The organism is Burkholderia catarinensis, assembly GCF_001883705.2.
Lineage (GTDB): Bacteria > Pseudomonadota > Gammaproteobacteria > Burkholderiales > Burkholderiaceae > Burkholderia > Burkholderia catarinensis.
In genome coordinates, this window is the sequence record NZ_MDEQ02000025.1 from 1 (window position 1) to 22594 (window position 22594).

18 protein-coding genes, 1 rRNA gene and 1 riboswitch are annotated in these 22594 nt (G+C 66.8%); of the genes, 9 read left to right on the top strand and 10 right to left on the bottom strand.

Annotated features, from left to right (window positions below; translation table 11 throughout):
• The first annotated feature begins 74 nt into the window (after positions 1-74).
• Together rrf and BFF94_RS29850 are read left to right on the top strand one after the other, a co-directional pair.
• A 5S ribosomal RNA gene (gene rrf, locus BFF94_RS29845) occupies positions 75-187 on the top strand.
• A gap of 633 nt (positions 188-820) precedes the next feature.
• Positions 821-2245 (top strand): DHA2 family efflux MFS transporter permease subunit, encoded by a 1425-nt coding sequence (locus tag BFF94_RS29850; protein ID WP_128848795.1) that lies wholly within the window; start codon positions 821-823, stop codon positions 2243-2245.
• Positions 2246-2521: 276 nt separating this feature from the next.
• On the opposite strand, the gene BFF94_RS29855 is transcribed toward BFF94_RS29850, so the two are convergent.
• The 3 genes from BFF94_RS29855 to BFF94_RS29865 all read right to left on the bottom strand — a co-directional run bounded on the left by BFF94_RS29855 (position 2522) and on the right by BFF94_RS29865 (position 5894).
• Positions 2522-3265, bottom strand: a complete 744-nt coding sequence (locus tag BFF94_RS29855) for a 2OG-Fe(II) oxygenase (RefSeq protein ID WP_128848792.1) — start codon at positions 3263-3265, stop codon at positions 2522-2524.
• 288 nt (positions 3266-3553) lie between these two features.
• The gene (locus BFF94_RS29860) at positions 3554-5146 is read right to left on the bottom strand and encodes an inorganic phosphate transporter (RefSeq protein WP_128848789.1); all 1593 of its coding nucleotides are present in this window, start codon (positions 5144-5146) and stop codon (positions 3554-3556) included.
• A 175-nt stretch (positions 5147-5321) separates the two neighbouring features.
• Complete coding sequence (locus BFF94_RS29865) at positions 5322-5894, bottom strand: histidine phosphatase family protein (RefSeq protein ID WP_128848786.1); 573 nt, start codon at positions 5892-5894, stop codon at positions 5322-5324.
• 50 nt (positions 5895-5944) lie between these two features.
• A riboswitch (cobalamin riboswitch) is annotated at positions 5945-6082 on the top strand.
• Between the two features lie 33 nt (positions 6083-6115).
• Here BFF94_RS29865 and BFF94_RS29870 point away from each other — a divergent pair.
• Complete coding sequence (locus tag BFF94_RS29870) at positions 6116-6325, top strand: CbtB domain-containing protein (protein ID WP_034175140.1); 210 nt, start codon at positions 6116-6118, stop codon at positions 6323-6325.
• 13 nt (positions 6326-6338) lie between these two features.
• Positions 6339-7061, top strand: coding sequence for a CbtA family protein (locus BFF94_RS29875; protein ID WP_128848783.1), 723 nt, complete (start codon positions 6339-6341; stop codon positions 7059-7061).
• A gap of 22 nt (positions 7062-7083) precedes the next feature.
• On the opposite strand, the gene BFF94_RS29880 is transcribed toward BFF94_RS29875, so the two are convergent.
• Complete coding sequence (locus BFF94_RS29880) at positions 7084-7992, bottom strand: LysR family transcriptional regulator (protein ID WP_124488697.1); 909 nt, start codon at positions 7990-7992, stop codon at positions 7084-7086.
• Between the two features lie 126 nt (positions 7993-8118).
• Here BFF94_RS29880 and metE point away from each other — a divergent pair, with 126 nt between their 5' ends.
• Positions 8119-10413: a 5-methyltetrahydropteroyltriglutamate--homocysteine S-methyltransferase gene (gene metE, locus BFF94_RS29885; protein ID WP_128848781.1), complete on the top strand. Its 2295-nt coding sequence runs from the start codon at positions 8119-8121 to the stop codon at positions 10411-10413.
• A gap of 90 nt (positions 10414-10503) precedes the next feature.
• On the opposite strand, the gene BFF94_RS29890 is transcribed toward metE, so the two are convergent.
• From BFF94_RS29890 to speB, 3 genes are all read right to left on the bottom strand, one after another.
• Positions 10504-12006: a purine-cytosine permease family protein gene (locus BFF94_RS29890; protein WP_128848778.1), complete on the bottom strand. Its 1503-nt coding sequence runs from the start codon at positions 12004-12006 to the stop codon at positions 10504-10506.
• A 169-nt stretch (positions 12007-12175) separates the two neighbouring features.
• Positions 12176-13501, bottom strand: coding sequence for an MFS transporter (locus BFF94_RS29895; RefSeq protein WP_128848775.1), 1326 nt, complete (start codon positions 13499-13501; stop codon positions 12176-12178).
• 55 nt (positions 13502-13556) lie between these two features.
• Positions 13557-14513 carry an agmatinase gene (gene speB, locus BFF94_RS29900; RefSeq protein WP_128848773.1) on the bottom strand — a complete coding sequence of 319 codons (957 nt, stop codon included), beginning with the start codon at positions 14511-14513 and terminating at the stop codon, positions 13557-13559.
• A 140-nt stretch (positions 14514-14653) separates the two neighbouring features.
• Here speB and BFF94_RS29905 point away from each other — a divergent pair, with 140 nt between their 5' ends.
• Complete coding sequence (locus BFF94_RS29905; RefSeq protein WP_128848797.1) at positions 14654-15565, top strand: LysR family transcriptional regulator; 912 nt, start codon at positions 14654-14656, stop codon at positions 15563-15565.
• Between the two features lie 63 nt (positions 15566-15628).
• Here the strand turns inward: BFF94_RS29905 and BFF94_RS29910 are convergent, their stop codons facing one another.
• Entirely contained in the window at positions 15629-16093 is a 465-nt protein-coding gene (locus tag BFF94_RS29910) for an Lrp/AsnC family transcriptional regulator (RefSeq protein WP_128848770.1), read from the bottom strand.
• A gap of 133 nt (positions 16094-16226) precedes the next feature.
• On the opposite strand from BFF94_RS29910, the gene BFF94_RS29915 reads away from it, so the two are divergent.
• The 3 genes from BFF94_RS29915 (at position 16227) to BFF94_RS29925 (ending at position 20439) form a co-directional block, all read left to right on the top strand.
• The gene (locus BFF94_RS29915; protein WP_128848768.1) at positions 16227-16850 is read left to right on the top strand and encodes a LysE family translocator; all 624 of its coding nucleotides are present in this window, start codon (positions 16227-16229) and stop codon (positions 16848-16850) included.
• 244 nt (positions 16851-17094) lie between these two features.
• Positions 17095-18687: a S53 family peptidase gene (locus BFF94_RS29920; RefSeq protein WP_219140148.1), complete on the top strand. Its 1593-nt coding sequence runs from the start codon at positions 17095-17097 to the stop codon at positions 18685-18687.
• A 75-nt stretch (positions 18688-18762) separates the two neighbouring features.
• Positions 18763-20439: a S10 family peptidase gene (locus BFF94_RS29925; RefSeq protein WP_128848765.1), complete on the top strand. Its 1677-nt coding sequence runs from the start codon at positions 18763-18765 to the stop codon at positions 20437-20439.
• A 76-nt stretch (positions 20440-20515) separates the two neighbouring features.
• On the opposite strand, the gene nadE is transcribed toward BFF94_RS29925, so the two are convergent.
• Complete coding sequence (nadE, locus tag BFF94_RS29930; RefSeq protein ID WP_128848763.1) at positions 20516-21364, bottom strand: NAD(+) synthase; 849 nt, start codon at positions 21362-21364, stop codon at positions 20516-20518.
• A gap of 251 nt (positions 21365-21615) precedes the next feature.
• Positions 21616-22485 carry a DMT family transporter gene (locus BFF94_RS29935; RefSeq protein WP_128848760.1) on the bottom strand — a complete coding sequence of 290 codons (870 nt, stop codon included), beginning with the start codon at positions 22483-22485 and terminating at the stop codon, positions 21616-21618.
• Between the last annotated feature and the right edge of the window lie 109 nt (positions 22486-22594).

A 22594-nucleotide genomic window follows, 5' to 3' on the forward strand; every position in this document is an offset into this window, starting at 1 on the left:
GATACACACAACTCAAAATTACTGCTTCTTCCAAGATTGGTTGTGCTGCGAAGCCAGCACAACACCCCTCTTTGCCTGATGACCATAGCGAGTCGGTCCCACCCCTTCCCATCCCGAACAGGACCGTGAAACGACTCTACGCCGATGATAGTGCGGATTCCCGTGTGAAAGTAGGTAATCGTCAGGCTCCCTAAGCCAAGAACCCCCGCCCGACAAGGCGGGGGTTTTTGCATTTCAGCGACGGAAATGGGCGCGGGATCGGGATCGATAGTTTGGCTCGGAGCTGGGCTGCCGATTCATGCCGGGATCGTCTCCAGGAGTGGCGCATAGCGCGCTCAGGCCGCCCGGGCCGGCCCCGTACCGGCAACTCTGCGCTACCGAGGCCGGCATCCTCTCCCATCCACTGTTCGCAGCGACAGGGATCAGGTCGAATCTCCCGGTGTCCTCCTTTGCGTGCCACTCAATTTGCCTCCCATCAGCGCTCGGCTAATGTCGATGCGTCAAAAGATGACGTTGTGATGGGCGGTGATGAGCGACGTTCGTCGACAATGCTCGCTAAGCGCTGCATTCCCGCGAAGGACTTCTTGCGTCATCTATCCGTCCTTCAACGCTTCGAGCTGACCCGATCGTGGGCGCCGCGCGGCGAACGCAGTCCGAAACCGTCCCCGAAATCTATGCGCATAAAGTTCATTCGCGCGAGATGCCCGGCAGAGCGGAGAGCAGGGCCTTCGGGGTAATATCGCCATTCGCTCCGAGTCCCGGTGGTTGTCTGCATCCGCCGGCGGTCGGTGTCTTTCGTATCCTGTCTCCCGCACCGTTCATGACTGACAGCCCCGCTCAAAGTAGTAGGACGACTGACTTCTTGCCGTATCTCGTCGCCGCAACGTTCTTCATGGAGTATCTCGACACGACCGTGATCGCGACCGCGCTGCCGCAAATGGCGCGCTCGTTCGGCGTCGGGCCGAACGCGCTGAGCCTCGGGATGACGGCCTACATGCTTGCGCTTGCCGTGTTCATCCCGATCAGCGGCTGGATCGCGGACCGTTATGGATCGCGCACGGTGTTCGCCAGTGCAATCGTCGTCTTTACCGGCGCGTCGGTGCTGTGCGGGCTGTCCGATAGCGTAGTGACGTTCACGGCCGCACGGCTGCTGCAGGGCGTCGGCGGGGCGATGATGGTGCCGGTTGGCCGGATGATCGTCGTGCGCAGCACCGAAAAGGCAAAGCTGATGCGTGCGATCGCGACGATCACGTGGCCGGGCATCGTCGCGCCTGTCGTCGGGCCACCGATCGGCGGCTTCATCACGACCTATGCGTCATGGCGCTGGATCTTCCTGTTGAACGTCCCGTTCGGTATTGCTGCGCTGGCCTGTACCTGGCTGATCGTCCGGAACACGCGGGCCGACGAGCAGCGCCCCCTCGACTGGGTCGGCTTCGTGCTGGCCGGCGGAGCGCTGACCTGTCTGCTGATCGGCACCGAAGCGGCCGGCCAGCAGGACGTCCACTTCACGCGTGCGGCCGTACTGGTGGGCGCGAGCGTGCTGTTCGGCATTGCCGCGTGGCTGCATGCGCGACGTTGCGCGCATCCGCTGCTCGATTTCACGACGCTGAAGGTGCCGACATTCTCGGTGACCGTGATCACCGGCTCGATGACGCGGATGGCGATCAACGCCGTGCCGTACTTGCTGCCGTTGCTGTTCCAGATCGGCTTTGGGCTGTCGCCGTTCCAGTCCGGCCTGCTGCTGCTCGCGAGCGCGCTCGGCAATCTCGGCATGAAGGCAGGAACGTCGTGGATTCTCGACCGCTTCGGCTTCCGGCGCGTCGCGCTCGTCGACGTGACGATTGTCTGCATCTTCACGATCGCGTGCGGCTGGCTGACCGCGTCGACGCCGCTGACGATCACGCTGTTCGTCGTATTCGTCTACGGGCTGACGCGGTCGATGCAGTTCACGACGCTCGCGACGCTGGCCTATGCGGATATCCCGGCTCAGCAGACGAGCGCGGCGAGCACGCTGTGGAGCGCCGCGCAGCAGATGACGATCGGGATGGGGATCGCGTTCGGCGCGTTGTCGCTGCGGCTCGCGGCGTTGGTGCGCGGCGATGCGGCCGGCATCCACTACGTACTCGACGATTTTCGCTGGGCGTTCGTCGCGGCGGGCGTGCTCGCATTGCTGACGTTGCCGGGCTACGCGCGGCTGGCCTCCGATGCAGGCGACCGGCTGCGGGCAAATGTGGCGCGAGGGTAGGCCGGACAGCTAATCGCCCTTGGGTCGCGACAGGTGAGTGTTTTTGTTTCCAGCCGCTCACTTGAAACGTCGTTCCGTCGCGGCTGCGATGGCGTGCCGGGAAGCGAAAGCTGTCACGTGTCACGGTGGACGAGTGAACGGATCGCGCGGCGATGCCCGGTCGCCACGCACGCCGAGAGATAACGCGCGATTGATGCGACAGACGCGCGGTATTTCCCGTGCGAATCCATCCGCGTGACGAACGGCACGACAGCGTTGCGCTCGCCCCGATTGCCGTCACTGTGCGTCGTGGAAGATGATGCCGACCGTGTGGCGGTGGCCGCTGCGGATCCGGCTTACGCCGTGGCGCAGGTTGACGCGATAGACGCCGCGCGTTCCCTGCACGGGCCTGCCGTGCACGGCGAAGATCACCGCGTCACCTTGCGTCAGCGGCACCACTTCCGCACGCGACTGCATGCGTGGCCGCTGTTCCGTCAGCACGAACTCACCGCCCGTGAAATCGCGGCCCGGCGCCGACAGCAGGATTGCGACCTGGAGCGGAAAGACGTGCTCGCCATACAGGTCCTGATGGAGGCAGTTGTAGTCGTCGGGACCGTATTGCAGGATCAGCGGCGTCGGTCGCGTCTGTCCCGCCGCGTGGCAGCGATCGAGGAATGTCGCATGGTCTTTCGGATAGCGGACGTCGATCCCGAGCGCCTGGTTCCAGCGATTCGCGGTCGGCGCGAGATGCGGGTAGATCGTCGCGCGCAACTCGGCGATGGCCGCAGGCAGCGGGTACGCGAAATACTTGTATTCGCCGCGCCCGAAGCCGTGTCGCGCCATCACGACGCGTGAGCGATAGAGCGCATCGCGCGGATAGAGCGATGCGAGTGCAGCGCACTCGTTTGCCGGGATCAGGCCCGGCACATGCGCGCATCCGTAGCGATCGAGATCGGTATCGACAGCCGTCCAGTCGATCGCGTCGATGCGTTGCACGATGTCCGGCGATTCGGCGGCAGGTTGCAGATCGGCAATGTTCACGGGTGCCCCTCGGTTCGTCAGCAATGTGGTGTCGTGCGGAATGCCTCGGAAGCGTTGCGCGCACGGTTGAATCCACGATGAAAGTTGATGAACCCAGTCTAGCGACGTCCGTGCGCCGGCGCGCTCCAGATCTTGCGCTCCAATTCGGAAAAGGAAGAGGGAAAAACCTGCGATGGGGCACGGACACAACGCATGCGGCGACGTGTCGGCGTGGAGAAGCGGAGAAGCGACGGTCGAATCTTCCACGGCAGGCGGCCGGTTCGTGCCGGCCACCCACCGCGTCCCCGATCACGCCAGCGACCGGAACAGCCAGTAGAGCCCTGCCGCAAGCGCGATCGACGCCGGCAGCGTCAGTACCCATGCGAGTACGAGGCTGCGCACCGTGCTCCATTGCAACCCCGATCCGTTCGCCGCCATCGTGCCCGCGACGCCCGACGACAGCACGTGGGTCGTCGATACAGGCAGGCCGTACACGTCGGCGGCGCCGATCGTCAGCATCGCGACGAGTTCGGCGGACGCGCCCTGTCCGTAAGTCAAATGCTGCTTGCCGATTTTCTCGCCGACGGTCACGACGATCCGCTTCCAGCCGACCATCGTGCCGAGGCCCAGCGCGATCGCGACGGCGACTTTCACCCACGTCGGAATGAACTTGGTCGCGTGGTCGAGCTGCTTGCGATAGTTGTCGATCGCGAGCTTGTCGTCGGCGGCGAACGCGGGCTGGCCGGACTTCTCGATCAGGCGAATTGCTTCGGACACCAGATACATCGTATTGCGCACGTTGTCGACGTCGCGTTGCGGCACGGCCGCCATCGATCCCGACTTGCCGACCGCGGTCGCGAGCGACGTGGACAACTGCTGCACGGCCGGCAGCACGGCGGGTGTCAGTTCGCGATGCTGCACGTAGTGTTCGACGTCGGCACGCGGGTTCGCGGACGGTGCGATGCCGTTCGTGTACTTCCCGAACGTCGCGGCCGCCTGGTTCGCGACCGCCACGAAGGTCTGCGATTCGGCCGGCGTGACGGCCTTGTTCAGCGCATACGCGGTCGGCACCGTGCCGATCAGGATCAGCATGATGAGGCCCATCCCTTTCTGCCCGTCGTTCGAACCGTGCGCGAACGACACGCCCGTGCAGGTCAGGATCAGCAGGCAGCGAATCCAGAACGGCGGCGGCTGATCCTTCGGCGGCTCCTTGTACAACTCGGGAATCCGCACGACGGCCTTCAGCACGAGCAGCAGCAGCGACGCGCACAGGAAGCCGACGATCGGCGAGAGCAGCAGCGACTTGCCGACGCCGAGCGCCTGGCCCCAGTCGATGCCGCTCGTGCCGGACGGCCCGTGCATCAGCTGGTTCATCAGCCCGACGCCGATGATCGACCCGATCAGCGTATGCGAGCTCGACGACGGCAGCCCGAAATACCAGGTCGCGAGGTTCCACACGATCGCGGCGATCAGCAGTGCGAACACCATCGCGAAGCCCGAACCGCTGCCGACCTGCAGGATCAGTTCGACCGGCAGCAACTGCAGGATGCCGAATGCGACGGCGCCGCTCGAGACCATCACGCCGAGGAAGTTCCACATGCCGGACCAGATCACCGCGACGTTCGGCGTCAGCGAGTGCGTATAGATCACGGTGGCGACCGCATTCGCGGTGTCGTGGAAGCCGTTGACGAATTCGAAGCCGAGCGCGATCAGCAATGCCGCGCCGAGCAGCAGGTACGGGAACAGCGTCCCTTCGCGGACCGACGACAGATCGTCGATCAGGTGCGTGGCGATATAGACGGCGCCGATCGCGAGCACCAGCAGGAAGACGGCATAGCCGAGCTGCCTGGTGCGTGCGACGGAGCCCGGATTGTTCGGGGCGGACGAAGCAGGTTGATTCATGACGGCATCTCGTAAGGGAATCGCGTCCGATCCTAGCTGCGGCTAGCAGTCAGTTTGATGACAGTCCGGACGACGAACCATGTGTCTTACAGAAACGCAAGGTGAGCGAAAGCATGCGATTGCGGCGCGCAACGTCGGCTCGCATCGTTGTCCACATAGTGAACGCGACGAGGGCTTACGCATCGATGTCCATGATCAGTGTCCACCCGCCAGGCGATGCGACGAACGTCGTGCACGACAGCGGCGCGACGTCGACGCGAGTCGCCGCATCGGGATCCATTCGCAGCGCATGCGCGATGGCCGCGCGTATGATCGCCGCATGCGTGATCGCGACGATGTCGCGGCCGGGCGGCAGCGCGTTCAACCAGGCGCCGACACGATGAGCGGCGGCTTCGAACGATTCGCCGCCGTGCGGCGACGCGGACGGATCGCCGATCCATGCGGCAAGTGCGTCCGGCAGGTCGCGCGCGAGGTCGTGCAGCCGCTTGCCGCGCCAGTTTCCGTAGTCGATGTCGCGCAGCGCGTCATTGATGTCGGCGTGCAGTCCGAGCGCATCGGCAGTCTGCTGCGCGCAGCGTGCAGGGCTGCACAACACGAGCGAGCCGGCGGCGCCTGTCCACCGGCCGCGCAGCGCAGCGGCTTCCGCGAGCCCGTGTGCGTCGAGCGGATCGTCGTCGGGAAACGTGCCGGTGCGCATCGCCCGGGTCGATGCGTGTGCAATCAGGCGCAGCGAGGCATGCGTGTTCATGTTGGTGTTCGGGTGATCCGGAACGGAGCGCGATTGTCCGCGCGCCTTCACTTCAATACGCGAACGTTCGCGCGTACAATTCGCCCGATACGAAACGCGGAAGCCGGTGCAATCCCGGCGCGGTCGCGCCACTGTAACCGGTGATCCATGATCCCGGAAGCCAGACCCGCCTTCGTACCCATCCAACATTTGTCGGGGCGCGATTCCCCTGAGGTGCATCCATGAGCGAAGCAGTGCTGAAGCCGGCGGTCGTGCCGGCGCCCATCCCCGTCCGTGAACTGTTGCCGTGGGCCGTATTCGTCGGCCTGATCCTGCTGCTCGCACTCTATTTCGTCGGCGCGGAACAAGGCGCGACGTCGCTCGTGCCGGGCATGGTCGTGCACGAATTCGTCCACGACGGCCGCCATCTGCTCGGCTTTCCCTGCCACTGACGCGGAGTACACGATGGTCGGAAAGCTGCTCATGCGCGGGATGCTCGCAGGCATCGCCGCGGGCCTCCTCACGTTCGGTTTCGCCAAAATCGTCGGCGAGCCGCAAGTCGATCAGGCGATCTCCTTTGAAGAAAAACTCGAGGTTGTGAAAGGCGAGGCGCCGGAGCCCGAGCTGGTCAGCCGTCACACGCAGGCTGGCCTCGGCCTGCTGACGGGCGTCGTGACCTACGGTGCGGCATTCGGCGGGTTGTTCTCGCTGGTCTTTGCGTACGCATACGGGCGAGGCAGCCGCCTCCCGGCACGGCCGCTGGCCGCGTGGCTCGCGCTGGCGGCGTTCATTGCGCTCGTGGTCGTACCGAACATCAAGTACCCGGCCAATCCACCGTCGGTCGGCGACCCCGACACGATCGGTTATCGCACGGGCCTGTTCTTCCTGATGATCGCGATCTCGATCGCGACGATGGTGTTCTCGGTCAGCGTGCGCCGTCATCTGCTGGCGAAGCTCGGCCAATGGAACGCGTCGATCGTCGCGGGGCTCGTGTTCATCGCGATCATCGCGGCCGTGCAACTCGGGCTGCCGTCGTTCGATGAAGTGCCGGCCGCGTTCCCGGCCGCCGTGCTGTGGAAATTCCGCGTCGCGGCGATCGGCATGCAGGCGATCATGTGGACGACGATCGGCCTGCTGTTCGGCGCGTGGGTCGAGCGCGGCGAACGCATCGGCATGCGCGCCGCCTGACGCGCAGGGTAACCGGGCGCGCCTAGCGCAGCATGCGCGGTGCGCTCCACGTCGATTCGCGCGCAAGCGCGACGAACGCGGCCAGATAGTCGATCGACGCGTCCGCCTCGCGGATGCCGAGGAAGATCTGCTTCGCGATGCCCTTTTTGCCGAGCTTGACCGGCACGACCGGCATCCGGTCCGCGTATTCGTCGGCGAGCCACCTTGGCAGCGCGGCCACGCCGCGCCCGCTCGCGACCATCTGCAGCATGATGTCGGTCGTCTCGATCGACTTGTGCCGCCGCGGCACGATGCCGGCCGGCGTCAGGAACTGGTTGTAGATGTCGAGCCGGTCGGTTTCGACCGGGTAGGTGATCAGGATCTCGTCGGTCAGCTGCTCGGGCGTCACATAATCGGCGTTCGCGAACCGGTGGGCGTCGGCGACCACCAGCACCTGCTCGTAGTCGAACACGGGATCGAAGCGCAGGCCCGGCTTGTTCAGCGGATCGGGCGTCACGAGTACGTCGATGTCATGGCCGAACAGCGCACCGATGCCGCCGAACTGGAAGCGCTGCTTCACGTCCACGTCGACGTCGGGCCAGCGCGACAGGTACGGCGACACGACCTTCAGCAGCCACTGATAGCACGGGTGGCACTCCATCCCGATGCGCAGCGTGCCGCGCTCGCCCTTCGCGTACTGCTTCATCCGCTCCTCGGCGAGCTCGAACTGCGGCAGCAGCCGGTTTGCCAGCTTCAGCAGATATTGCCCGCCCTGCGTGAGCCGCAGGCCGCGACCCTCCCGATCCCAGATCGGCGTGCCGAGCTGCTGCTCGATTTTCCTGACGGTATGGCTGAGCGCCGATTGCGTGAGATGCAGCGCATTGGCGGCCGCGGTCAGCGAGCCCTGGCGCTCGACTTCGCGAATGACGACGAGATGGAATCGTTCCAGCATGGATAGTGCTCGCGCAACAGATGCATGAACAAACTTAATGGGTGAATGAAATAATGCCATTTTATTTCATGGTTTGAAATCCCTATGATGGCTGCCTGACATTCACTATTTCTGGACGGCAGCTTCATGGTTACGACCCACAACCTCGGTTTTCCGCGCATCGGCGCGACGCGCGAACTCAAGTTCGGCCTCGAACGCTACTGGAAGGGCGAATCGTCGCGCGACGAGCTGAAGGCGCTCGGCGCCGAGCTGCGCCGGCGCCACTGGCACGACCAGCGCGATCTGGACCTTGCCCCGATCGGCGACTTCGCGTTCTACGACCAGGTGCTCGACATGAGCTTCACGCTCGGCAATCTGCCGAAGCGCGTGCAGGGTTTCCATGGCGACGTGCTCGACAACTATTTCCGCGTGGCGCGCGGCCGTTCGGCGCAGTCGGCGGAAGAGCATGCGGCGTGCTGCGGCGGTGTCGCGGCCGGCGAAATGACGAAGTGGTTCGACACGAACTACCACTACATCGTGCCGGAGTTCCATGCGGACACGAACTTCTCGCTCGATCCGTCGCGCCTGCTGCAGCAATTGGCCGAGGCGAACGCGCAGGGCGTGGCCGCGAAGCCGGTGATCCTCGGCCCCGTCACGTACCTGTGGCTCGGCAAGGCGAAGGATGATTCCGATCGCCTCGCGCTGCTGCCGAAGCTGCTGCCCGTGTACGGCGCGTTGCTCGACACGCTGACCGCGCAGGGCGTCGAATGGGTGCAGATCGACGAGCCGATTCTCGTCACCGAACTCGATGCCGAATGGCAGCAAGCCTTCAAGACCGCGTACGCCGCGCTCGAAACGCGCCGCATCAAGCTGCTGCTCGCGACGTACTTCGGCCAGTTGCAGGACAACCTGGCGCTCGCCGCGTCGCTGCCGGTCGACGGCCTGCATGTCGACGCGATCAACGCACGCGACGAAGTCGACGCGCTGGTGCGCGAACTGCCGGCCGAGTGCGTATTGTCGGTTGGCGCGATCAACGGCCGCAACATCTGGAAGACGGACCTGAACGCGACGCTCGACTGGCTCGAACCGCTCGCGAAGCAGCTCGGCGCTCGCCTGTGGCTCGCGCCGTCGTGCTCGCTGCTGCACGTGCCGGTCGATCTCGCGAGCGAGGAAAAGCTCGACGCGGAGATCCGTTCGTGGCTCGCGTTCGCGCGGCAGAAGCTCGACGAACTGAAGGTGCTCGCGACCGCGCTGAACGAAGGCCGCGACAAGGTGGCCGATGCGCTTGCCGCGAACGCCGCGGCGATCGAATCGCGCCGCAACTCGCCGCGCGTGAACAACCCGGCGGTGAAGGCCGCGATCGCGCGTATCGACGCGCAGCTCGGCAACCGCGCGAGCCCCTATACGCAGCGCGCGCCGAAGCAGTCGGCGCGACTGAACCTGCCGGCCTTCCCGACGACGACGATCGGCTCGTTCCCGCAGACCGCCGAAATCCGCCAGGCACGCAGCCGGTTCAAGGCCGGCGCGCTCGACGAAGCCGGCTACCGCACGGCGATGCAGGCCGAGATCGAACGCAGCGTCCGCGAACAGGAATCGCTCGAACTCGACGTGCTCGTGCACGGCGAAGCCGAGCGCAACGACATGGTCGAATACTTCGGCGAGCAGCTCGACGGCTACGCATTCAGCCGGTTCGGCTGGGTGCAGTCGTACGGTTCGCGCTGCGTGAAGCCGCCGATCCTGTTCGGCGACATCAGCCGCCCGCAGGCGATGACGGTCGAATGGATCGCGTACGCGCAGTCGCTGACGAACAAGCCGATGAAAGGCATGCTGACCGGCCCCGTAACGATCCTGAACTGGTCGTTCGTCCGCGACGACCAGCCGCGCTCGGTGTCGTGCTACCAGCTCGCGCTGGCGATCCGCGAGGAAGTGCTCGATCTCGAGAAGGCCGGCGTGCGCGTGATCCAGATCGACGAGGCCGCGCTGCGCGAAGGGCTGCCGCTGCGCCGCGCGCAATGGGGCGAGTACCTGAAATGGGCGGTCGAATCGTTCCGCATCACCGCGAACGGCGTGCGGGACGATACGCAGATCCACACGCACATGTGCTATTCGGAGTTCAACGACATCATCGCGTCGATCGCCGACATGGACGCGGACGTGATCACGATCGAGACGTCGCGCTCGGACATGGAGCTGCTCGATGCGTTCGACAACTTCAGGTATCCGAACGAGATCGGGCCGGGCGTGTACGACATCCATTCGCCGAACATCCCGACGCAGGATCACATCGTCGGCCTGATGAAGAAGGCGGCCGAACGGATTCCGGCGGAACGCCTGTGGGTGAACCCGGATTGCGGCCTGAAGACGCGCCAATGGGCGGAGGTGATTCCGGCGCTGACGAACATGGTCGCCGCCGCGAAGACGCTGCGCAGCCAGGTGCAATAACGCGCGAACGCTGCATGCCTGCGGCCGCGATCGACGATCCGGCGATCCGTCGACAGGCACGCAGCGTTCGATATCGCGGACCTTTCTCCATCACGCGTGATCGTCGCGGGTGGTGCCGGCGAGGGTCTCGGGTGACGGCGCGTCGGCGATCACGCGCCGTTCGTGGTCGAGGTCGAGCGAGCGCGACAGCAGCCAATACACGGCGCCCGCGACGACCAGCCCGACGAGCCAAGCGATGTCGACGCCGCCGAGCATCCGCGCGAACGGGCCGACGAACACGTCGCGATTTGCCTCGGCGTCGAAGATGTAGAAGAACGGCACCATCGCCGCGAAGCCGGCCACGTACGCGACGATGCCGCGCGGTTGCCACGCGCCGTAGAGCCCGTTCGGCGTGAAGAAATGCGCGATCGCATAGTGGCCGCGCCGCACGAAGAAATAATCGACGAGATTCACCGCGGTCCACGGCACGAGGAAGTAGAGCATCAGCGTCAGGAACGTCTGCAGCAGGGCGATGCCGTTGCCGCGGATCGCGAACACGCACGCGAGCACGAACGTGCTGATCGCGACGATCGACGCGACGCGCGCGCGACGGGTCGGCCGGATCGGCACGATCGAATCGGCGGCGGTCAGCACGGTCAGCATCGCGCTGTATGCGTTGAGCGCGATGATCGGCAGGAAGCCGACCAGCGACACGATCGCGATCAGCTTGCCGAGGCCCGGCACGAGCGACGTGCCGACGTCGTTCATCGCGACGAGCGCGTCGGCGGCGTGCAGCTTCTGCGCGAGCCAAGCGCCGAGGCCGATCATCCAGGTGCCCGACAGCGACGCGCCGGCGAAGATCACCGCGATCAGCTTCGCGCGGCTCGTGTTTTTCGGCAGATAGCGCGAATAGTCCGACACGTACGGCGCATACGAGATGTTGTAGCTCGCGGCAATCGCGAACTGCGTCGCGAACGCGATCAAGTTGAAGCCCGGCGCGGCGGCCGGCGCAACGGCGGCGTGTGCCGGCGCCGCATGGCCGAACGCGAGCGCGAGCGTGACGAGCGCATAGAGCGGCAGGGTCGCGATCAGCGCCCACGTGAATGTCCGGTGCATCAGGTCGTGGCCGTAGATGGCGAGCAGCGCGCCGGTTGCCACGGCCGCGACCGCGACGAAGCCGCCGTCGATCCCGAATACGTTGTGCACGCCGTCGACCATCAGCGACACGTTGACGACATTGAAGCCGACGAATACGAACAGCGTCGCGAGCAGCGCGACGATCACGCCGCGATAGCCGAACTGCGCGCGCGACTGGATCATCTGCGGCAGGCCCATCTCCGGCCCCTGCGAGCCGTGAAACGCCATGAAGATCGTGCCGAACATGATCCCGAGCGCACCCGCGAGTGTCGTCCAGCCCGCGGACAGGCCCATGCCGGGCCCGACGAAGCCGATCGAGATCGTGAAGAAATGGAAGTTGCCGAGAAACCAGAACGGCCCCTGGCTCGCGAGTTTCGCGTGGCGTTCGTGTTCCGGGACGTAGTCGATCGAGCGGTGCTCGATCGCGAGGCCGGCCGGTTCGGCGCGGCCGAGGTCGAGGGTGTCGGGGCGGTTCATGACGGCTTGTCTCCAGGGTCGCGCGCGGTTCGTCGATGCGACCGCGTGCGCCTGCCTGCCGCGACACGTCGTGGCAGGCAATGAATATCGGGGGATGCGGGGCGGTGCGGCACACCGCCGGACAGCTCGATGAAAACGGGCAGGCGAAGCGCCTGCCCGTTGCGGGACGTTACGCGGTGCGCACGCCGTGCGGCAGCGGCTCGTTCGTCTTGCGGGGCGCACCCGCATCGTCGATGCTCACACGGGGCGAGATCAGCCACACGCACAACGACGACAGGATCGCGGCACTCGTGTACTGGATCGCGAGCGGCCACCATTGCGGCGCGGTGTTCTGCGCGATGAGGGTCGCGACCAGCGGCGTGAGGCCGCCGGCGAGCGCGCCGCACACCTGGTACGCGATCGAGATTGCCGTGTAGCGGATCCGCGCGACGAAGATGCCGCTGACGAAGCCCGCGACCACCGAGTAGTAGCCCGATTCCGCGAGCGTCGCGAGGCCGACGCCGACGGTGATCGACAGCGGCGTGCCCATGTGCACGAGCGGCAGCATCAGGAACGGGACGATCGCAGCCCACGCGCCGGTGATCAGCAGCACGCGCGTCGTGCCGAAGCGCTGCGCGAGAAACGCGGCCGCGAGCTGTACGACGAACTGCAGCACCGCGACGATCGTCATGCAATGCAGCACCATCGACCGGTCGAGCGACAGGAACTGCGTCGCGTAGCTGATCATGAAGATGTTGCTGAAATACACGCCGGCGATGCCGTACACGTTCGCGCCGATCGCGAGCAGCAGCAGCGGCCAGTACTTGAGCGCTTCGCGCAGCGGTTTTTGCGCGATGTTGCCGCTCTTCCTGACTTCCTCGAACTCGGGCGACTCGGACACGCTCGCGCGGATCACGAAGCCGACGATCAGCAGTACGGAACTTGCCAGGAACGGCACGCGCCAGCCCCAGCTCATCATGTCGTCCTTCGACAGCGTGCTGATCGCACCGAACGCGAGCATCGACAGGATCAGGCCGCTCGCGCTGCCGAGTTGCGCGAACGACGCGAAGAACGTGCGCTTGCCTTCGGGCGCATGCTCGCCGGCGAGCAGCACCGCGCCGCCCCATTCGCCGCCGACCGCGATGCCCTGCAGCACGCGCATCAGCACGAGCAGGACCGGCGCCAGCATGCCGGCCTGCGCATGGGTCGGCAGCAGGCCGATCGCGACCGTCGACACGGCCATCAGCATCAGCGTCGCGAGCAGCGAACGCTTGCGGCCGAAGCGGTCGCCGAGGTAGCCGAACATCACGCCGCCGAGCGGCCGCGCGAAGAAGCCGACCGCGAACGAGCCGAACGACGCGAGCAGGCTGACGAAACGGTTTTCGCCGGGAAAGAACAGCGGCCCGAACACGATGGCGGCGGCGGTCGCGTAGCTATAGAAGTCGTACCACTCGATCGTGGTGCCGACGAACGACGCGAGCGCCGCCCGCTTCGGTTGTTTGACGGATGTCCCCATCGTTATATGTGCTCCTCTGCAATCCTCTGATCTGGAATAAGTCGTGATGCCTGGGTCAGTCGCGGTACGCGACGCCCGGCAGCACGCACAGCAGCTCGTATGCGAGGTTCGCGCCGAGCAGCGCCGTGGTGCCGAACGGGTCGTACGGCGGCGCGACTTCGACGAGATCGCAGCCGACGATGTTCAGCCCCTTCGCACCGCGGATGATCTCGAGCGCCTGCGGCACCGTGAGGCCCGCGATTTCCGGCGTGCCGGTGCCCGGCGCGTAGGCCGGATCGATGCCGTCGATGTCGAAGCTGATGTAGACGGGCGTGTCGCCGACGCGTGCGCGTACTTCCTCCATCAGCGGCGCGAGCGACTTGTTCCAGCATTCCTCGGCCTGGACGACGCGGAAGCCCTGCTCGCGGCACCAGTCGAAATCCTCGGCGGCGTAACCGGTGCCGCGCAGGCCGATTTGCGTGACCTTGTCGCCGTGCAGCAGGCCTTCCTCGACCGCGCGGCGGAACGGCGTGCCGTGCGCGATCTTTTCGCCCATCATCGTATCGTTCACGTCGGCGTGTGCATCGACGTGGATCAATGCAACCTTGCCGTGCTTGCGGTGGATCGCGCGCAGGATCGGCAGCGCGATCGTATGGTCGCCGCCGAGCGTGATCGGCTTGCAGTCGTGCTCGAGGATCGCGTCGTACGCGGCTTCGATACGCGCGATGGAGTCGTGCAGGTTGTACGGGTTGATCGCGACGTCGCCGACGTCGGCGATCTGCAGCGAATCGAACGGCGCGGCGCGCGTGGCCATGTTGTACGGGCGCAGCAGCACGGATTCGGTACGGATCTGGCGCGGGCCGAAGCGCGCGCCGGTGCGGTTGGACGTGCCGAGATCGAACGGCACGCCGACGAAGCACGCGTCGAGGCCTTCGGCGCTCGCCACGTGCGGCAGGCGCATCATCGTTGCGATGCCGCCGCAGCGCGGCATTTCATTGCCGCCGAGCGGCTGGAAATGGGTGTGGTCGTTCATGGGGGTGTCTCGTCCGATGTGGGGTTGCCGTATCATGCGACGCGGCCTGACGCACAGTTTTACGCGCTCCACCGGGAAAGAAGAATGCGAAGATATCGACGTAAACATCGATTTCCATCGATGTATGGAAGGGGATGAGCGTGCTGGGGAATCTGTCGACCCTCGATCTGCGGTTGATCCGCGTATTTCTCGCGGTCACGGACGCGGGCGGCGTATCGGCCGCGCAGGTGGTGCTGAACGTCGGGCAGTCGACGATCAGCGCGCAACTGTCGTCGCTCGAGACGCGGCTCGGCTACCGGCTCTGCGAGCGCGGCCGCAGCGGCTTCCGGCTCACGCCGAAGGGCGAACGGTTCCACGCGATGAGCCGCAAGCTGCTCGCGGCGCTCGACGAGTTCGGGATGGCCGCGCGGCACATGGACCGCCAACTGGTCGGCACGCTGAACATCGGCCTGATCGGCCATACGCCGGTGAGCCAGAACGCGCGGATCGCCGAGGCGATCGCCGCGTTCCGCACGCGCGACGAGGCCGTGCGGTTCTCGATCTCCGTGCGCGCGCCGGGCGATCTCGAGGAGAAGCTGCTGGCCGACGAGATCCAGATCGCGGTCGGCTACTTCTGGCACCGCGTGCCGTCGCTGCACTACACGCCGCTGTTCATCGAGCGCCAGGTCGCGTACTGCGGCCGCGGCCATCCGCTGTTCGACGGCGCCGGCGCGCTGACGCCGGCCGACGTCGCGGGCTTCGAATGGGCGTGGCGCTCGTATCCGTTGCCGGAGGCGCAACTGTCGACGACGCCCGACCGCGTGACCGCGACCGCCGACAACATGGAGGCCGTCGCGCTGCTGATCCTGTCCGGCCACCACCTCGGCTACCTGCCGCAGCACTTCGCGGCGCCGTATGTCGCGCAGGGGCTGCTTGCGCCGCTCAATCCGGAGCAACTGCGCTACGACGTCACGTTCCACATGGTCGTCGCGCGCGACGGGCGCGGTAATCCGCTCGTGGAGGCGTTTCTCGAGGACCTCGAGCGCGCGCACCAGTCGCCCGACATCGCGTGACGCCGCCGCTGCCGTTGCCGACAAGGTGAACGAGCGTTACGCCGGCGCGGCCCGCTGCGCACGTCACGGCACGGGCAACCCCGCGTCGTGCTTCACTTCGCGCAGCGACAGCGCGGATTCGATCGACGTCACGCCCGGCAGCGTCCGCAGCGAGTCGCGCAGGAACGTGCCGTAATCGTCGAGGTCGCGCGCGACCACCTGCAGCAGGTAGTCGGCGGTGCCCGCGACGTTGTGGCACGCCAGGATCCGCTCGATGCCGAGCACCTCCCGTTCGAACCGGTCGGCGACCTTGCGGTCGTGTGTCGCGAACCGCACGAGCACGAACGCGACGACGCCGTAGCCGAGCGCCTGGCGCGACAACTGCGCGCGGTAGCGCTCGATGTAGCCGTCGCTTTCGAGTCGTTTCAGGCGCCGCGCGCAAGGCGTCTCGGACAGGCCGACGGATTCGGCGAGACGCGCGATCGGCAGGCGGCCGTCGCGCTGCACCGCGGCGAGGATCGCGCGGTCGGTTTTGTCGAGCTCGGTCATATTGGCGGAATCCTTGTTCTGATTTCATGATTGTGGCGGATTCCCCTATGGATCGCCAATCCTGAGTCTAAGAAGGCCAATAATCCCTCCGTCTTCAGCGGCAACATATCGTCATGAAAGACAGGGGCAGACCATGATTTCCACGCATTTGCTGTTGATTTATCTCGCCGCGCTGGCAGCCATCTACGCGGTGCCGGGGCCGGACATGGCGCTTGTGCTGCAGACCAGCATCGGCCGCGGCGTGCGGCCGGGGATGGCGGCGGCGGCCGGCCTGTCGCTCGCGCGGACCGCGCACGTGACGCTGTCCGCGTGCGGCGTCGCGGCGCTGATCCGCAGTGCGCCGTGGCTGTACGAGGTGATCCGCTACGGCGGCGCGCTTTATCTCGCGTATGTGGCGATCCAGGTGTTCCGCTCGCCGGTCTTTGCGCTCGGCGAAGGCGATGCGGCGGCGGCCGGCGCGCTGCGACAGTCGTTCGTGAAGGGCTTGCTGACGAACCTGCTGAATCCGAAGGCGCTGCTGTTCTGCTCGGTGCTGCTGCCGCAGTTCGTGCGGCCCGAGGCCGGGCCGGTCGTGTTGCAGATGTTCGAGCTCGGCGCGCTGCTGGTTGCGGCCGGCGTGTGCTTCGACCTCGCTTGCGTGTTCGGCGCGTCGCGCATCGCGGCCTGGATGCGCGCGCATCCGCTGGCGCAGACCGTGCAGCGCTGGACGTTTTCCGCGGCGCTGATCGGTTTCGCGCTGCGCCTGTCGATGGATTGAGCGTCGACGCGGCGTCGTGCCGGCGCAGGTCGCGCGACGCGGCATCGGATGAGGGCCGTGCGCAACGCCGGCCCGCGCGGGCGCCCCGTTGCAGAAGGGCGTGCGCGCAAATCGTCTGACTGATCTAAACTTCCTGTTACTTCGCGCTGTCGCGAACCCGACCGACCGAACGGAACCGTCTCCCGCCGGCCCTGTCCGATTTCCTGGCTGTTCCGTGCAACGCGGTACCAAGGAGGGTCTGAACATGGCAAGGCATCTTCACGCCGACCGTGAACCCCGAATCGTCGCCGAGTCCAAGTGTCTCGGCCCGTGCGATCCGGCAGAACGCATCCACGTCACGATCATGTTGCGGCGGCAGGAAGAAGGGCAACTCGATACGTTGATCCACCAGCTCGCCACCGGCGACGCACAGGCGAAACCGCTGTCGCGCGAAGCGTTCGCGCAGCGTTTCTCCGCCAATCCCGACGACATCCGCAAGACCGAGGACTTCGCGCGTCGTCACCAGCTCACGGTCGACCGCGTCGACCCGGTCGAAAGCGTCGTCGTGCTGTCCGGCACGATCCAGCAGTTCGAAGCCGCCTTCGGCGTCACGCTCGAGCGCTTCGAGCATCAGTCGATCGGCCAGTATCGCGGCCGCTCCGGCCCGATCGCGCTGCCCGACGATCTCGGCGACGCCGTCACGGCCGTGCTCGGCCTCGACAGCCGCCCGCAGGCGCGGCCGCATTTCCGGCTGCGTCCGCCGTTCAGGCCCGCGCGCGGCGGCGCGGCGGGCGTCACGTTCACGCCGGTCCAACTGGCGTCGCTGTACGGCTTTCCGGCCGGCGACGGCGCCGGGCAGTGCATCGCGATCGTCGAGCTCGGCGGCGGCTACCGCGCGGCCGACATCCAGCAATATTTCAGCGGGCTCGGCATCAAGACGCCGCCGACGCTCGTCGACGTCAACGTCGGCACCGGTCGCAACGCGCCGACCGGCGACCCGAGCGGCCCGGACGGCGAAGTCGCGCTCGACATCGAGATCGCCGGCGCGATCGCGCCGGCCGCGAAGATCGCCGTCTATTTCGCGCCGAACAGCGACGCGGGCTTCATCCAGGCCGTCAACGCGGCGGTCAGCGACAAGACCAACAAGCCTTCCGTGATCTCGATCAGCTGGGGCGGCCCGGAGGCGATCTGGCAGGCACAGTCCGCGCAGGCGTTCAACCGCGTGCTGCAGGCGGCGGCCGCGCAGGGCATCACGGTGTGCGCGGCGTCGGGCGACAGCGGCTCGGGCGACGGGCTGCAGGACGGCGCCGATCACGTCGACTTCCCCGCGTCGAACCCGTACGTGCTCGGCTGCGGCGGCACGCAGCTCGATGCGCTGCCGGGGCAGGGCATCCGTGGCGAGGTTGCGTGGAACGACGATGCGGCGGGCGGCGGCGCGAGCGGGGGCGGCGTCAGCACGCTGTTCGACCTGCCGGTGTGGCAGCAGGGGCTTGCCGTCACGCGCGCCGACGGCAGCCGCGTGCCGCTCGCGAAGCGCGGCGTGCCGGACGTCGCGGCTGATGCGTCGCCGCAGACGGGCTACGAGGTATCGATCGCGGGCACGGCCACGGTGATGGGCGGCACGAGCGCGGTCGCGCCGCTGTGGGCCGCGCTGATCGCGCGCATCAATGCGGCGGGCGGCGCGTCGGTCGGCTGGATCAATCCTGCGCTCTACAAGAATCCGGGCGCGCTGCGCGACATCACGCAAGGCTCGAACGGCACGTATGCGGCCGCGCAGGGCTGGGATGCGTGCACGGGCCTCGGCAGCCCGAACGGCGCGCAGCTCGCCGCGATCCTGACACGCAAGCCGTCGAGCTGACGGCCGCGGCGCACGCCTTTCCGTATGGCGCGGGCTTCCTGCCCGCGCCTTTTTCTCACCTCCAGGAGCAGCACGATGGGCATCGATTCCGCATCTTCCGGCGGCGTGTATCCGCTGCATCACGGCGACCACAATTCGCATGGCGTGCCGCCGACCATCAACCCGGTCGCGCTGAGCCACGGCCGCGACCAGCCGTTCTTCGATCCGGTCGCGTACGGCAACGGCCCCGACGACTCGGTGACCGACACGACCGAGGCGGCCGCGATCACGCATCACACGATCCTGATCGACGGGAAGCGCATTGCATACACGGCGACGGCCGGCCACCTCGTGACGGTCGACCCGAGCAGCTCGCAGCCGGCCGCGAAGCTCTTCTACGTCGCGTTCACGGCCGACGGCGCGAAGGAGGAAACGCGGCCCGTGACGTTCTTCTATAACGGCGGGCCCGGCTCGTCGTCGGTGTTCGTGCTGCTCGGCTCGTTCGCGCCGAAGCGCATCAGGACGTCGATGCCGGGTTTCACGCCGCCCGCGCCGTACCAGATGGAAGACAACCCGGACAGCATGATCGACCACAGCGACCTGGTGTTCATCAACCCGGTCGGCACCGGCTATTCGGCGGCCGTCGCGCCGAACAAGAACCGCAACTTCTGGGGCGTCGACCAGGATGCGGATTCGCTGAAGCAATTCATCAAGCGTTACCTGACGAAGAACAACCGCTGGAATTCGCCGAAATACCTGTTCGGCGAATCGTACGGCACCGCACGCAGCTGCGTGCTCGCGTACAAGCTGCACGAGGACGGCGTCGACCTGAACGGCGTCACGCTGCAATCGTCGATCCTCGACTACCGGCAGGCAGGCAACCCGGTCGGCGCGCTGCCGACCGCGGCGGCCGACGCGTGGTATCACAAGAAACTCGGCGTCACGCCGGCGCCGACCGATCTCGGCGCGTTCGTCGAGGAAGTCGCGCAGTTCTCGCGCACCGACTACCTGAACGCGTTACGCGCGGTCCCGCATGCGGACCCGGCCGCCGTGCAGAAACTGTCGCAATACACGGGCATCGATGCGGCGACGCTGCAATCGTGGAGCCTCGACATCGCGGGCTACGACGCGCGCGGCAATTCGCTGTTCCTGACGACGCTGCTGCATGCGCAGGGGCTCGCGCTCGGCTCATACGACGGCCGCGTGACCGGGATCTCGTCGGGCATCGCCGGCAAGATCGACCCGAACTCGGGCGGCAACGATCCGACGATGACGGCCGTGACGGGCGTCTATACGGCGATGTGGAACAGCTACCTGAACGAGCAGTTGAAGTTCACGTCGAATTCCGCGTTCACGGACCTGAACGACCAGGCGTTCCGGAACTGGGATTTCAGTCACATCGACCCGACCGGCGCGCAGCAGGGCATCGATGCGAAGGGGAACGTGATTCTCTATACGGCCGGCGATCTTGCCGCGGTGATGGCGCTGAACGTCGACCTGAAGGTGCTGTCGGCGAACGGCCTCTACGATTTCGTCACGCCGTTCTACCAGACCGTGATCGATCTGCAGCAGATGCCGCTCGAGGATCAGAAGGTGCGGCAGAACCTGTCCGCGCGTTTCTATCCGTCGGGACACATGGTGTATCTCGACGGCGGCTCGCGCACCGCGCTCAAGCGCGATCTCGCGACGATGTACGACACGACGGTCAGCGATACGGGCGCGCGGATGCGGATTCGCGCGCTGCAGGCGAAGAAGCCGGGCGGGCACGCGTAGCGTTGCCCGTCCTTGGGTTGCCGCGCGTCGCCGCTACGGTGCGCGCGGCGCTCGCTCGTTCAGCCGCAGTGGCGGCTTACGCGGCCGGCCAGTCGAACGGCGTGTACGGCAGCGCGCGCTTGTGGCGCGAACTGTCGTAGAAGCGCAGCACCGTTTCGTACACGCGGTCGCCGACCGGCTTGCCTTCGAGGAAATCGTCGATCTCGTCGTAGGTGACGCCGTACGCGTGCTCGTCGGGACGCAGCGGGCGCAGCTCCTCGAGGTCGGCCGTCGGCACCTTCATCACGATCAGTTCCTCGCCGCCGAGCGCGCGCGCAACCGCGCGTACGCGACGCTTGTTCAGGCCCGCGAGCGGCAGGATGTCCGCGCCGCCGTCGCCGAACTTCGTGAAGAAACCCATCAGCGATTCGGCCGCATGATCGGTGCCGATCACGATGCCGCGCCGCGCGCCGGCCACCGCGTACTGCGCGATCATGCGCTCGCGCGCCTTGACGTTGCCGTGCACGAAATCCTGCTGTGCCGGCGTTTCGAATGCATGGCCGGATGCGACCAGCGAACGGAGCATCGCATCGGCGGCCGGCTTCACGTCGACCGTCAGTGTCTCGTCCGCGCGCACGAACGCGAGCGCGCGCTGCGCGTCGGCTTCGTCGTTCTGCACACCGTTCGGCAAGCGCATCGCGATGAAACGCGCATCGTAGCCGTCGCCGCGCAGGCGTTCGACCGACAGTTGCGCGAGCCGCCCGGCCGTCGACGAATCGACGCCGCCGCTGATGCCGAGCACGTAGGTCCGCAGGCCGGTCGAACGCAGGTACTGCGCGAGGAAATCGACGCGGCGGGCGATCTCGGCCTCGGCGTCGAAATGCGGGGCGACGTTCAGTTCGGCAATGATCGCGCGTTGGCGGCTGGCGTAATCGGCGGCTGTCATGAAGGGGGGTCTTCCGGAACGAAATGCGAGGCGCCCATCATAAGCGCAATCGTGGCGGGGCGCCGCGCCGGGCGTGCGATCCGGCGGTTTCGCGTTGCTTCGGCGAGACGCGATGCCTCGCCGTGGTGCACGGGTGCGCCGGACGGGTGCGGGATGCCGCCCGAAGGGCATCCGTGCGTGCGGTTCCGATGCGCGTGCCGGCTCGACGGCCGGCGTCGGCGCGTTCGCCCGGCCGTGCTTGCGCGAACGCGTCAGCGCCGCGCGAGCACGACGCCCACCAGTGCGAGCGCGAAACCGGCGAGCTGGATCGCCGCGAGCGTTTCGCCGAACAGCAGGTAGCCCTGCAGCGCGGCGAGCGGCGGCGCGAGGAACAACAGCGACGTCGCGCGCGCGGCGTTGCCGCGCCGCAGCATCCACATCAGCATCGTGACCGCGCCGCCGGACAGGAACACGACGCCCCACACGAGCGATATCCACAGCGCCGGCGCGCCGATCCAGCGCGTCTCGTGAAGCAGCACGACGAAGATCGCCGCGACGATCGCCGCGCCGAAGTTCTGCACGGCGACCGCGGTGCGCAGGTCGCTCTGCGCGAGCTTGCCCTTCTGGTACAGCGAGCCGGCGGTGATCGACCCGACTGCGAGCACCGACACGGCGACCACGAACCACGCAGGCGCCGAGCCCGGCGGCGGCGCCACGCCGCCCGTGACCTTCGGCGCCAGCACGAGCGCGACACCGGCGAGCCCGAGCGCCATCCCGAGCCAGCCGCGCGCGGGCAGGCGCTCGTTGAACAGCGGGACGGCGAGCACGGCGGTGGCAAGCGGCTGCAGCGCGCCGAGCAGCGCCATGACGCCCGCGTTCAACCCTTGCGCGACGGCCCAGTAGCTCGCGCCGAGATAGATGCCCTGCAGCAGCGCGCCCGCGATCAGGTGGCGCGGCCATTCGCGGCGGGCCGGCCACGGCGCGCGCGCGATGAGCGCGACCGCGCCGAACAGCGCGGCCGTGCCCGCGAAACGCGCGAGCAGGAACAGGTTGGGATCGGCGTAGGGCTTGATTGCCCGCGCAACGATGAAGCCGGTGGACCAGAGCGCGACGAAAGCGGCGGCGACGATCGAGGTAAGCATGCGTGGCGGGCCGCGATGCGGCCGGACGAATCGTGAAGCCGGCCAGTATCGGGTGAAGCGGTGCCGCCGTCTTGTCGGATTCTGCACTCGCTCGTCGCGTGTGCCGGGC